General features: G+C 40.3%; 12 protein-coding genes and 1 pseudogene. 10 read left to right on the top strand and 3 right to left on the bottom strand.

Annotated features, from left to right (window positions below):
• Positions 1-219 (top strand): annotated as a pseudogene (locus RUH74_RS19550) (octanoyltransferase); the annotation flags it as partial.
• 115 nt (positions 220-334) lie between these two features.
• Here RUH74_RS19550 and RUH74_RS19545 read toward each other — a convergent pair.
• On the bottom strand, positions 335-1075 hold the full coding sequence (locus RUH74_RS19545; RefSeq protein WP_313803075.1) for an RsfA family transcriptional regulator: 741 nt from the start codon (positions 1073-1075) through the stop codon (positions 335-337).
• Between the two features lie 323 nt (positions 1076-1398).
• On the opposite strand from RUH74_RS19545, the gene RUH74_RS19540 reads away from it, so the two are divergent.
• From RUH74_RS19540 to RUH74_RS19530, 3 genes are all read left to right on the top strand, one after another.
• Positions 1399-1623 (top strand): YuzB family protein, encoded by a 225-nt coding sequence (locus RUH74_RS19540; protein WP_313803073.1) that lies wholly within the window; start codon positions 1399-1401, stop codon positions 1621-1623.
• Positions 1624-1831: 208 nt separating this feature from the next.
• Positions 1832-3133, top strand: coding sequence for an HD domain-containing protein (locus tag RUH74_RS19535; protein ID WP_313803071.1), 1302 nt, complete (start codon positions 1832-1834; stop codon positions 3131-3133).
• A 50-nt stretch (positions 3134-3183) separates the two neighbouring features.
• Complete coding sequence (locus RUH74_RS19530; protein ID WP_313803069.1) at positions 3184-3690, top strand: YwgA family protein; 507 nt, start codon at positions 3184-3186, stop codon at positions 3688-3690.
• 9 nt (positions 3691-3699) lie between these two features.
• Here the strand turns inward: RUH74_RS19530 and RUH74_RS19525 are convergent, their stop codons facing one another.
• Positions 3700-3885 carry a 2-hydroxymuconate tautomerase gene (locus RUH74_RS19525; RefSeq protein ID WP_053478503.1) on the bottom strand — a complete coding sequence of 62 codons (186 nt, stop codon included), beginning with the start codon at positions 3883-3885 and terminating at the stop codon, positions 3700-3702.
• Between the two features lie 311 nt (positions 3886-4196).
• Here RUH74_RS19525 and RUH74_RS19520 point away from each other — a divergent pair, with 311 nt between their 5' ends.
• Entirely contained in the window at positions 4197-4859 is a 663-nt protein-coding gene (locus RUH74_RS19520; RefSeq protein WP_313803065.1) for a site-2 protease family protein, read from the top strand.
• Positions 4860-4968: 109 nt separating this feature from the next.
• The gene (locus tag RUH74_RS19515) at positions 4969-5481 is read left to right on the top strand and encodes a YwhD family protein (RefSeq protein ID WP_313803063.1); all 513 of its coding nucleotides are present in this window, start codon (positions 4969-4971) and stop codon (positions 5479-5481) included.
• Positions 5482-5752: 271 nt separating this feature from the next.
• Here the strand turns inward: RUH74_RS19515 and RUH74_RS19510 are convergent, their stop codons facing one another.
• Positions 5753-7813: a transglycosylase domain-containing protein gene (locus RUH74_RS19510; protein ID WP_313803061.1), complete on the bottom strand. Its 2061-nt coding sequence runs from the start codon at positions 7811-7813 to the stop codon at positions 5753-5755.
• Between the two features lie 325 nt (positions 7814-8138).
• Between RUH74_RS19510 and speE the strand changes: the two genes are divergently transcribed.
• The 4 genes from speE to argS all read left to right on the top strand — a co-directional run bounded on the left by speE (position 8139) and on the right by argS (position 12433).
• Positions 8139-8966 carry a spermidine synthase gene (gene speE / locus RUH74_RS19505; RefSeq protein ID WP_313803077.1) on the top strand — a complete coding sequence of 276 codons (828 nt, stop codon included), beginning with the start codon at positions 8139-8141 and terminating at the stop codon, positions 8964-8966.
• An 88-nt stretch (positions 8967-9054) separates the two neighbouring features.
• On the top strand, positions 9055-9927 hold the full coding sequence (gene speB / locus RUH74_RS19500; RefSeq protein WP_313803059.1) for an agmatinase: 873 nt from the start codon (positions 9055-9057) through the stop codon (positions 9925-9927).
• A 176-nt stretch (positions 9928-10103) separates the two neighbouring features.
• Positions 10104-10766 (top strand): YwiB family protein, encoded by a 663-nt coding sequence (locus tag RUH74_RS19495; protein WP_313803058.1) that lies wholly within the window; start codon positions 10104-10106, stop codon positions 10764-10766.
• Positions 10763-12433: an arginine--tRNA ligase gene (argS, locus tag RUH74_RS19490; RefSeq protein ID WP_313803057.1), complete on the top strand. Its 1671-nt coding sequence runs from the start codon at positions 10763-10765 to the stop codon at positions 12431-12433. Before RUH74_RS19495 ends, argS begins: the two co-directional genes overlap by 4 nt.
• Positions 12434-12507 lie beyond the last annotated feature (74 nt).

Here is a 12507-nt window from a genome sequence, read left to right as displayed (position 1 = left end):
TATCCGACGATTAAACCATCAGTGATGGCTTCGTTGTCGGAACTATTGAATATAAATCTTACTGTGCAGGATGTGATGTTCCGGTTATTAACTAGTTTGAAAAATAGGTGCAATCATTTATTCACTGGCAGCCTAACAGAAGAAGAACGCAACTTATATGAAGCTTATTACGAGCGTGTCTTCCAGCGGAATGAAAAAATGCTCGGTGACAGTTGCTAACGAAAAGCCGTACCTCAAATGGGTTACGGCTTTTCTTAATCGAGGGCATGCTGCCTTCTTTCTCCTATTCTTGTCTAAGTCGGCCACGTAATAAGTGGATGACCTCTCTATCGCATTACTCAGCAACCTTTTCTAAATTTCCGTTTCGATCCATTTTGAATTTAGTGGCGGGTCTTTCTTCTTCATCAAAGAGTACAAGTTTGCGAGCGCGGTTCATGATTTTCATTAACGTCTCGTAATCTTCTTGAATGGTTACGGTATTTTGTTCTAACTGGCCAATTTTTCCCTCCAGCTCTTCGTTGCGGCTTTTAATCTGAGCATTTTCACGCTTTAATCTTTCATTCTCATTTCTTAAAATATCCAATTGAATACTCGAATGTTTTAAAGATTGTAAGTATGAAATAACTCGATCGAGATTGATCTCTGAACTGACAGGATAACTTTGGACTTCCTTATAGACTGGAGTCGGCATTGATTCAATTATTTCTTCAGCATTCTCTTCCTTAAAGTCCTCACTTGCTAAAATTGGCTCTGGCAATGGAATAGTAGTAGTTTCAATTTCGTTTAATTCTGGTATTGGCGGTGAATATAGAAGCTTTTTCTTTCCGCCCTGATCTTTTCCAAGAATTCGCTGTCTTTGCTTTCGCTGCTTCTTAGCAAGCTGGAGAGCTTTCTCGTATTGATGCCTAACGACTGCGTTCCAGCGGAATCCGCAGGCTGCAGAAGTGCGATCAAGCTTGTCGCCAACCTCCTCAAAGGCATTTAGCTGCGTACTGCCCTCTCTTACATGCCTCAACACCGTTTCGGCTAGTAATAAATCATTTTCATCTGTCCATGCATCTTGACGAACTTTCATTTCCTCAACTCCTAAATTAATTTTGCAATTTTTTAAAACCTTAGTTAAAGGATGGACAACTTTGGGTGAATTTATACAAATTGGTTTAAAAGGATAGTAGATTTTTATAAAAACAATAGATAAGTATGATAAAATAGAACGGGTTGCGTGCTGTGAAATGCGTTAGAAAATAGATAAATTTCCATATTGCTAGTGGGGTTAAACGGCTTGCAAAGAAAAAGCATTAGCTGTAAAATACAGCATGAGTCAAGTGAATAAGAATAACTAGCATCGGCAAAACTTGGATATAAATATGCTAGACCGGAGAAAGGGTTGTATTATAGATGGCAAACGAATTTCGTGTTTGCGATGATTGTCTAGGCGTGAACTTAAAAACGTTAATTCCTCTTTTGAAAGAAATAGATCCAGAGGCGAAGATTGAAATAGGTTGTCAATCCTATTGTGGGCCAGGCAGAAAGAAAACATTCGCATTTGTAAATAATCGTCCGCTAGCCGGTTTAACGGAAGATGAATTAAAGGAAAAAATTAATAAAAAGCTGAAAAAGTAAAAATCACCTTTGAAGAGTGTCCTTAGGTGATTTTTTGTTTTTAGGAAATTTTTATGGCTTGCCTATGCCGAAAATTAGGGGCGGCGATGATCAAGGCGTTTGCGCTTTTCATTTTTGTCGAATCTAGCTGAAATATCAGAAAATGTGTAGTGATTTGCGTTTTAAATCGAGATATAATAGAGAGAAGTTGGAAAATCGGAGGTAAAAGATGGCCTATTCGATGGAGAAGCTGCGTGAAGAAAAGGTATTTAAAGATCCTGTTCATCGATATATTCATGTGAGGGATCGGGTAATCTGGGATTTAATTGGCACGAAGGAATTTCAGCGGCTAAGAAGAATTAAGCAGCTTGGAACAACCTATTTAACCTTTCATGGCGCCGAACATAGCCGTTTTAATCATTCGCTCGGTGTATACGAGATTGTCCGGCGGATTGCTGATGATGTCTTTAATGGAAGACCGGAATGGAATGAAGACGACCGCCTCCTCTCTTTGTGTGCTGCCCTCCTTCATGATTTAGGACATGGACCATTTTCTCATTCCTTTGAGAAAGTCTTCGATTTGGATCATGAATATTTTACAAGAGCGATCATCCTTGGTGAAACGGAAGTTAACCAAGTATTATCAAGGGTAGGAAAGGATTTTCCTATTAAAGTAGCTGAGGTTATCGCGAAAACTTCAAAAAATAAACTTGTCGTCAGTCTCATATCCAGTCAGATTGATGCGGACCGGATGGATTATCTGCAAAGAGATGCCTATTTTACAGGGGTTAGCTACGGCCACTTTGACATGGAGCGAATTCTGCGCGTCATGCGGCCGAAAGAGGACCAAGTGGTCATTAAACAAAGCGGCATGCATGCCGTTGAGGACTACATAATGAGCCGATATCAAATGTATTGGCAAGTTTATTTTCATCCAGTTACACGAAGTGCAGAAGTTATTTTGACGAAAATTTTGCATCGGGCCAAATACCTGCATGGATTTGGATATTCCTTTAAATCACAGCCGATTCATTTTTATTCTATGTTTAATGGGGAACTAACATTAGAGGATTATATTAAGCTTGATGAAGCCATTATTCTTTATTACTTTCAAATGTGGCAGGAGGAAGAGGATTCTATTCTTCGGGACCTGTGCTGCCGCTTTATGAACCGTAATTTATATAAGTACGCGGAATTTGAGCCTGCAAAAGAGTATAAGAAGCTTGCAGAGCTTTCTGCCTTATTTGAGCAAGCTGGGATTGATCCTGACTATTATCTTGTTGTTGATTCGTCATCAGACTTGCCATATGATTTTTACCGGCCAGGTGAAGAGGAAGAAAGGCTGCCGATTCAATTATTAATGAAAAACAAGGAAATCCGAGAGCTTTCCAGAGAATCAGAGATTGTAGATGCCATCTCTGGAAAAAGAAGAACCGATCATAAATTGTATTATCCAGCGGATTTTCTGCAAGATGATTCTTCCGAGCCGGTAATTAAAAAGCAAATTCGAAAGCTATTGGATATGGAATAGAGATTATTAAAGTTAAGTAATGGGATTAAACGGAGTAGGAGATGAAGAGCTTGTTAAAAGATCATGCCAAAATCATTCATGCAATTGCCGCTTCGGAGGAAATTATCGGACGAAAAAAGCTGCAGAAGATGGTCTATATCGCAAAAAAACTGGCTTTCCCTTTTCAGGAGCGATTTCAATTTCATTTTTACGGCCCTTATTCAGAGGAATTAACATTAAGAGTGGAAGAGCTTTGTAATATGGGTTTTTTAGATGAATTGAAAGAAAAAAAAGGCGGATATTACCAATACCGATATACACTAACGGAAAATGGCAAAGAGTTTTTAAGCTTGAATGAAGTGTCTATGCCAAATCTTAAAGAGTGTTTAACAGATATGAACAGCCAAAATGCCAGATTTCTTGAGCTCGTTTCAACAGTGTTATATTTTGATACCCTTCCGAAAGAAGAAGTGAAAGAAAAGATATTTACGTTAAAAAGCAAGCAGCGCTATACTGATGAAGAAGTAGAAGCTGCTTATCAATATATTGCCAATTTAAGAGAAAAAGCCGGGCATTAATGCTCGGCTTTATTTATCACTCAAACGTTCTCCGCCTACAGCGTAATGGTTCTTTGTCATTTCCTCAATAAAGACAACGATATTTTCCTTTGGTGCACCAGTTGTCTCATTCACTGCTGCTGTTACCTTTTCAACAAGCGCTTTTTTTTGTTCTTCCGTACGTCCTTCTAGCATTTTTACTGTTACATATGGCATGAACAACATCTCCTTTTTCATTTTCTTTAAAATAGGAACTTTTCTTTGCTAAGGCTATTTTCAAAAGTTTGGTTAACTGGAGCGGAAAGCGAGCAACCTGAAGCGGAAGTTAACCTCAGCCATGATGTTTTAAAACTAGCCTTGCTGTAATGTCATCTGTAGTTTTTCATATTTCGGAAAAATGCGCAAGTAGTGGCGAGGTTGTCCATCTTTCACTTTCAGAGCAAAGTCGTGTATACTTTTAACTAATACATAAGGGGAATTTTATTCTCTAGATAGGATCTCCAGTTTGAAAGAGGGGTTTGGTGTGTTTGGAACAATTTCTAGCCTTTTCACTTAGAGAAATTCCATATGTTGCGATTACGTTAATGATCGCTTTCACGGTTCATGAGTTTGCCCATGCGTTTGTAGCTTATAAATTTGGCGATTCAACTGCACAAAAGCAGGGGCGATTGACGTTAAATCCAATACAGCATCTGGACCCAATCGGGACAATACTAATCTTTATAGCGGGCTTCGGGTGGGCAAGGCCAGTCCCAGTTAATCGCTTTTTCTTTAAGAATCCAAGATTAGCCGGAATCCTCGTTTCGATCGCAGGACCGATAAGTAATTTGCTAATGGCCATTTTAGGCTACCTAGTATTGTTTGCGCTGCTTGGAATGGGTGCTGCCGCTAATCTGCCGACGTCTGTACCAGAATTTTTGGAAATATTCATCTCTCTTAACTTAGTTTTATTTGTTTTTAATTTGCTGCCGTTCCCGCCATTGGACGGATATCGAATAGTCGAGGACTTGGCACCGGCGCACATACGTCCAAAACTTACCCAATTTGAAGCATACGGCTCTGTCATTTTTCTTATCCTTGTGATTACACCGCTTGACCAATACACGATACAGCCAATTTTTAGGACCGTTTTGCCAATTTTATCTGATGGAATAGGCAATTTCTTTTATCAAATATTTATCGCAGATTAACGGTCTGTAAGTCCCTTGCCTTAAGAAGGAGATGGAAAATTCTCAGCAGGGGAACGAACAGCCTGTAAATGCTTGATGGCGTTTCACTTTATGTAAGGGAGGAATACCTGTGGAAGAGAAAAAAAAGAAAGACATTGGGTTTAATATTATAAAGAATGATCCAACTGAGGGACATGGAGGATTTGGTTCAGGCTCATTAAGCCTAGACAATGTTTCTCCTGTCATAATTGATGTGGATGCTGGGGTGGCGTCAATTGAAGTTGGGGCAATGCATGCGCGCAGCCCTGTAGAAAAGGGGATAAAATTTTTAAAAAGCAAGGAAGAGGTTCCGAATGGTAAACCTTATTGGCTTGTTTGGGTGACGATTGATCGTAAGGAAGAGGGCCCATACTATGCAGGTGTGACAGCTTGTGAGATGACTGTAGACAGGGAAATTCGCAGAGGATATAAATCCTTGCCAGAGCATGTAAACCGGATGGATAAGTCTATTAAAAGACATATTATTGTTGATCATATGGATGCGAAGTCAAAAGCAGTACTTGCTGAGTTTCTGCAAAATCATAATCTTGGAATGTGGGAACGTTCTATACAACAGCTCAAAGACGATTTGCAAGCAAATTAATCTAAAAGGCGAATGAATTTTGACGAAATTGTGACAGTTTACTGACTTAAATTTTTAACTACTTGCCCAATTCCAATAAAATCAGTAAACTTATAAACAGTGTGCAGACACTTTATAAAAACTAGGACACGAAAAAACTCGGGGGAATTCCTCCGAGTTTTTTTCATATATAGGGGTAGGGATACTATATCTGTATAGTCATTTGGGAAGTGGATGTCCATTCCAGAAAGACAAATATCACCGATTTGTCCACGAACGGTGCCAGGCACCGTTACCAGTCAAATAGTTTTTTGTACCATGGTTTTTTTGGCTGTTTTGCTTTTTTGCTTGGTTTTTCCTCTGTGTATTGCAGATGGTCTGTACAATATTCCGTCGGTTCTGTGCCGCTCACAAAGTACGTAAATCGTTTGATTGGACAATTGTCTGTTGCGAGCTTGCCATTCGCAGGATTCACATAAACTCCAACAGTTCCTTTCGGCTGCTTAAAGCCCTTGGATGGCTTTCCTTTATGAACATCCTCCATGAAGCGCGCCCAAATATTCTTTGCGTATGATTTGTCTGCTGAAAGTGTAATAGGCTTTCCTTTATCATATCCTGTCCAAACAGCAGAGACGAGCTGAGGAGAAAAGCCAATCATCCAGCTATCCGTGTCTGTCGTTCCTGATTTCCCTGCATACGTACGTGTAATATCATTAATGATTGTACTTCCTGTAACACTCGTATAGCCATTTAGTTTCGGGTCAAAAATACCTGTCATCATTTGCGTCATTACATAGGCTAATTGAGGTTTTAAAATCGGAATGGACGGATGGTCATGCTCATAAATCACTTTTCCTCGATGATCCTCCACTCTTGTGATCATAACAGGTGAAACCTTTTTCCCGCCGTTTGCTAGGATGCTATAGGCACTCGCCATCTCAATCACTCTTACACCAGACGTTCCTAACGCTAATGATGGGACGTCAGCCATTTTTGTCGTGAGACCGAACTTTTTTGCTGTATCGACGAGCGTATTTTCGCCTAAAAATAAATGTGTTTTCACAGCAAAGATATTATCGGATAAAGCAAGTGCTTGAGCCATTGTAATATCATCATTCGCATACTGACTATTAAAGTTTTTCGGTGAGTAGTCAGACTTTCCATCATCAAAACGAAAGGTTGTCTGCTCACTGCGCATAACCGTGGAAGGAGTAAACCCCTTCTCAAGAGCCGCGTAATATAAAAGTGGCTTTAAGGTGGAACCAGGCTGGCGAACCGCTTGGACAGCCCGATTAAAGGGGCTTTCCTCGTAACTTCTTCCGCCAACCATTGCTTTGACATCACCGTTTTTTGGATCCATCGCGACCAGTCCTGCTTGAATGTCTGATTCTTTAGAGATCAATCTTTCCACTGTTTGCTCAGCAATTTCCTGCTGTTTTAAATCGATAGTTGTATATACCTTTAAACCGCCAAGCTCAATCACTCGATCATCTAAATTCAGCTCTGTTTTTAATAGATGCCGAACAGTATCCTGAAAATAGGGAGCAATTTTTGTTTTTGTGTGAAGGTGCTTTCCGACAAATGTGAGCTGTTCATTAAAAGCATCATCCACTACATTTTTGTGAATGAGTTTGTTTTCAACCATTGTTTGTAAAATAAGCTTTTGGCGGCCCTTGGCATTATCCATTGAGTTGAAAGGAGAGTAAACCCCAGCCCCCTTTGGAATACCAGCAAGCATGGCGGCCTCGCCTAGAGTTAAATCGGAAGCGTTTTTTCCAAAATAGAATTGGCTGGCGGCTTCCGCTCCATAAGCACCATGTCCATAATAAATTGTATTTAAATAGCCTTCTAAAATTTCTTTCTTTGTATAGTTCATTTCAAGTCGAATCGTATAAAAGGCCTCCAGCATTTTTCGCTTCCATGTTTTTTCGTGTGCCAGGAATAAATTTCTGGCGTATTGCTGACTAATGGTGCTAGCGCCTTGAACCTTTGCCATTGCTTTGATATCTGCAAGCAAGGCACCAACTATTCGTTTATAATCAAACCCATGGTGGGAATAAAATTTGCGATCCTCTATCGAGATGGTGGCATCGATTAAATGGGGGCTGATTTGATCAAGCTCCACCCAATACCGCTTTTGCCCATTATGGCTTTCTCCAATTACTGTCCCATCATCGGAATAAAATAGTGTTGATTGTGGAACAGCAAGCGGTGGGGGACCAAGTATTTTTGCATAAAGCAAAATGCCTGCACCAATAAGCACGGCTAATGCGAGTCCAATTATGCTAATAATAAAGAAGGCGCGAAAATACTTTCCTGCTTTCCTGAATCGCTGATTTGTTATAATCTCCATTTCGGTGCTTCCCCCTTTCTAGGCAAAAGAAATTTTGGCAAGATTTCCGGAAAATCACATCTATTTATCTAGTATTGAAAAAATAGCGGGATTTTAAACATTTTTATCAAATACATGTAACTTTTTCTTGCATTTTCGCTAGATTCATCTATACTTTTTCTCATGTTTGTAATTATGGCGTTAGGGAATTATAAGAAAAGCGGAAGTACCTTGATTATTGCCGTACAAACTGGAGGAGACTTAAGTTTTGATAGGTGATAGTCCGCTTGCGCTAGAAATTCTTATTAAATACATGTCATTTTTTAATAGAAGGGATGATTTTAAAATGGGCCTATGGTTTACTGAGAAACAGACAGAAAATTTCGGAATTACAATGAAAGTTAAGCAGACTTTACATACAGAGCAAACAGATTTTCAAATGCTTGAAATGGTTGAAACAGAAGAATGGGGAAATATGCTTTTGCTTGATGGCATGGTTATGACTTCTGTGAAAGATGAATTCGTCTACCACGAAATGGTGGCGCATGTGCCATTATTCACGCACCCTAATCCTGAGAATGTCCTCGTAGTTGGTGGAGGAGACGGCGGTGTGATTCGTGAGGTGCTTAAGCACCCTAGCGTAAAAAAGGCAACACTCGTTGATATCGATGGAAAAGTAATTGAGTATTCCAAGAAGTTTTTGCCGGAAATTGCTGGCATGCTGGATGATCCGCGTGTAGATGTTCAAGTCGGAGACGGCTTCATGCACATTGCTGAAAGTGAAAATGAATACGATGTCATTATGGTTGATTCTACTGAGCCTGTAGGTCCTGCAGTGAACCTGTTTACAAAAGGATTTTACGCAGGGATTTCTAAAGCGTTAAAGGAAGACGGGATCTTCGTCGCTCAATCGGACAACCCTTGGTTTAAGGCAGACTTAATCCGCAATGTTCAAAAAGATGTGAAGGAAATTTTCCCAATTACCAATCTATATGTAGCAAACATTCCAACTTACCCAAGCGGCATGTGGGCATTTACAATCGGTTCCAAGAAATATGATCCGTTAGCAGTTAGTGAAGAACGCTTCCATGAGATTGAAACAAAGTATTACACGAAGGAACTTCATAAAGCAGCGTTCGTCTTGCCAAAATTTGTGCAAGATTTAGTGAAGTAAAGAAGATTTGCAAAAATAATTCATTTTTCTGCAAAAAAACTGAAAGGAGCTTCATGCTCCAAATATAGATGAACGAGGGATGACACGCATGCGTTTTGATGAAGCATACTCAGGCAATGTTTTTATAAAAAGCCATCCGAATTACGAAGAAAGTGAAGCCGTTTTATATGGAATGCCAATGGACTGGACGGTAAGCTATCGTCCGGGATCCCGTTTTGGCCCTGCACGTATCCGTGAAGTGTCCATTGGGCTTGAAGAGTACAGTGCTTATTTAGATCGTGAATTAGAAGAAGTTAAATATTTTGATGCAGGCGATATTCCGCTTCCGTTCGGAAATCCGCAAAGAAGTCTGGACTTAATTGAGGAATTTGTTGATAAGCTTTTAGCAGAAAATAAATTTCCATTAGGAATGGGCGGAGAACATTTAGTTTCTTGGCCTGTTATGAAAGCGATGTATAAAAAATATCCAGATCTTGCAATTATCCATATGGATGCTCACACAGACCTGCGTGAGAATTATGAAGGGGAGCCGTTATCCCACTCAACACCTATTCGCAAAGTAGCTGAATTAATTGGACCTCAGAATGTGTATTCATTCGGCATCCGCTCTGGCATGAAGGAAGAGTTCCAGTGGGCAAAGGAAGTGGGCATGCATATCTCAAAGTTTGAAGTGCTTGAGCCGCTAAAAGAAGTGCTGCCAAAATTAGCCGGACGTCCTGTTTATGTCACGATCGACATTGATGTACTCGATCCTGCGCATGCACCAGGTACGGGAACAGTTGATGCAGGAGGCATTACCTCTAAAGAACTGCTAGCTTCCATCCATGAAATTGCCCGGTCAGAAATTAATGTAGTTGGGGCTGACCTTGTCGAAGTCGCGCCAATTTATGACCCGTCAGAACAAACGGCCAATACAGCAAGCAAGCTCATTCGCGAAATGATCCTTGGCTGGATAAAATAATATAGCGCATCTGAAAGATTGTTGTAAAAAAGGTGGTTGATTGGAGCGTAAGGTACGAGCATCCTGAAGCGGAAATCAACTTTTGCCGACCTATGTGTTATTTTGCAACCATGTTAAAACAAAAAACGGAGACCCGCTGTCTCCGTTTTTTTTTCGTGAAATAAGGAAATGTAGCTTTGGAGTTAGAGAATTGTCTAGCTCCAGCGCCTATCGCCTATAAACTTCAGGCACCCTCCGCAACGATTGAGTCAACATCGGTTCGCTCTCGCTCCCCGTGTTTCCTGTATCTCAGTCGCGGTCCTTCCAGTTTGTACGGCGATGATCGAGGCGCTTGCGCATTTCTAATTCAACTAGCACCTGCTATCGTTTTCTACTATAATGTAATGAAAAGGATGTGTGGCCAACAAGTGGAGCAAGTACCTGTAAAAATTAAGGTGAAGACGGATATACGTGATGGGAGCAGTAAGGACACTTTTGAACTTACAGCTTTTGGACAATACTACAAAAAGGAAAATGCCCGTTTTCTTCAATATAATGAAGTCATGGAAGAAGGCACCGTAAAGACCATTATTAAAATTTCTGATCAGGATGGTGTCATTTTACGCAGCGGCGCGGTAAAAATGAGGCTTCCTTTTCAAATAAATAAAAAGCTTAGGGGCCGCTATGATACGCCATATGGTGTATTTGAAACAGCGACTTTAACCAAAAGGTTTGACTATCATTTTGATGAAAAAACAGATATTGGGTCGATTGAACTTTTATATGAAATGAGCATACAAGGTGCACATTCAGGTACCTATCATCTAGTCATCACATTTCAAAAGGAGGAAGAAAAATGAATAGCGTTGAGCAAATGCAAAGTAAATTAAAACAAGAAATAAAAGATGCTGTTCTAAAAGCGAACTTAGCAGCTGAAGAACAAATTCCAGATGTAATCCTAGAAATCCCAAAAGATAAATCACATGGGGATTATTCGACAAATATGGCGATGCAGTTGGCACGAGTTGCTAAAAAGGCACCTAGACAAATTGCTGAAGCATTAATCGAGCATTTTGATTCTTCCAAAGCGTCTATTAAAAAAATTGAAATTGCTGGACCTGGATTCATTAATTTTCACATGGATAACAGCTATTTAACGAATTTAATTCCAACGATTCTTGAAGCAGGGGATCGCTATGGAGAAACAGATATTGGCGGCAAGCAAAAGGTTCAAGTGGAGTTTGTGTCCGCGAACCCTACCGGTGACCTTCATCTTGGACATGCTCGCGGAGCGGCAGTTGGTGACTCTTTATGCAACATCTTAGCAAAGGCAGGATATGACGTTTCTCGTGAATATTATATTAATGACGCCGGCAACCAGATTAATAATCTAGCATGGTCTGTTGAGGCTCGTTATTTCCAAGCCCTCGGTATAGAAAAAGAAATGCCGGCAGATGGCTACCATGGCGAAGACATTATTGGCATCGGCAAGAAGCTTGCAGAGGAATTCGGCGACAAGTATGTACATGTTGATGAGAAGGAACGCTTTGACTTTTTCCGTGCATACGGATTAAAAGTTGAAATGGCAAAGCTGAAGACGGATCTAGAAGAATTCCGTGTTCCATTTGATGTATGGTATTCTGAAACGTCTCTTTATGAAAACGGAAAAATTGACAAGGCGTTATCAGCATTAAAAGACAATGGCCATATTTATGAAGAAGATGGGGCTACTTGGTTCCGTTCAACAACATTTGGCGATGATAAAGACCGTGTCCTTATTAAAAATGACGGCTCATACACTTATTTAACACCAGATATTGCTTACCACAAGGACAAGCTTGAGCGCGGGTTCGAACAGCTAATCAATATTTGGGGGGCAGACCATCACGGCTACATCCCGCGTATGAAAGCAGCAATTGAGGCACTTGGCTATAATCGTGACGCGTTAGAGGTAGAAATCATCCAGCTTGTGCATTTATATAAAAACGGCGAAAAAATGAAGATGAGCAAACGGACAGGGAAAGCTGTTACAATGCGCGACCTTGTCGAAGAGGTGGGGCTTGATGCAACACGCTATTTCTTTGCCATGAGAAGTGCGGATACACATTTGGATTTTGATTTAGACTTAGCCGTTTCTCAATCCAATGAAAACCCTGTATATTATGCGCAATATGCGCATGCACGTATTTCAAGCATTTTACGTCAAGGGGAAGAGCTAGGAATGACTGTTGATAGCAAGGCTGATTTTTCTCTTGTATATTCAGAAAAGGAAATGGATGTCCTGAAAAAATTAGGCGAATTCCCTCAAGCAGTCGGAGAAGCTGCTGTAAAGCGGTTGCCGCACAGAATTACAAACTATATATTTGAATTAGCATCAACCTTCCACAGCTTCTACAACGCTGAAAAAGTATTAGATGCCGATCATCCTGAACGGACGAAAGCGCGTCTGGGGCTAATCAAAGCAGTTCAAACATCTTTGAAAAATGCTCTTGCGTTAATCGGTGTTTCTGCTCCGGAAAAAATGTAATGAGAAAAAGCTGACTCGCGATAGAGTCAGCTTTTTTTATGTTTTGGTGTTATGAGCATGCTTTTTTGAAAATG

The organism is Cytobacillus sp. (assembly GCF_032154635.1).
Lineage (GTDB): Bacteria > Bacillota > Bacilli > Bacillales > Cytobacillaceae > Cytobacillus.
The sequence above is the reverse complement of the archived record's forward strand: the minus strand, read 5'-3'. Positions and strand labels throughout refer to the sequence as shown.

What these genes read in the sequence shown, in the direction of transcription:
- RUH74_RS19545 (WP_313803075.1), bottom strand. Translation starts at nt 1,075, where the DNA reads ATGAAAGTTCGTCAAGATGCATGGACAGATGAAAATGATTTATTACTA.
- RUH74_RS19540 (WP_313803073.1), top strand. Translation starts at nt 1,399, where the DNA reads ATGGCAAACGAATTTCGTGTTTGCGATGATTGTCTAGGCGTGAACTTA.
- RUH74_RS19535 (WP_313803071.1), top strand. Translation starts at nt 1,832, where the DNA reads ATGGCCTATTCGATGGAGAAGCTGCGTGAAGAAAAGGTATTTAAAGAT.
- RUH74_RS19525 (WP_053478503.1), bottom strand. Translation starts at nt 3,885, where the DNA reads ATGCCATATGTAACAGTAAAAATGCTAGAAGGACGTACGGAAGAACAA.
- RUH74_RS19510 (WP_313803061.1), bottom strand. Translation starts at nt 7,813, where the DNA reads ATGGAGATTATAACAAATCAGCGATTCAGGAAAGCAGGAAAGTATTTT.
- speE (WP_313803077.1), top strand. Translation starts at nt 8,139, where the DNA reads ATGGGCCTATGGTTTACTGAGAAACAGACAGAAAATTTCGGAATTACA.
- speB (WP_313803059.1), top strand. Translation starts at nt 9,055, where the DNA reads ATGCGTTTTGATGAAGCATACTCAGGCAATGTTTTTATAAAAAGCCAT.
- argS (WP_313803057.1), top strand. Translation starts at nt 10,763, where the DNA reads ATGAATAGCGTTGAGCAAATGCAAAGTAAATTAAAACAAGAAATAAAA.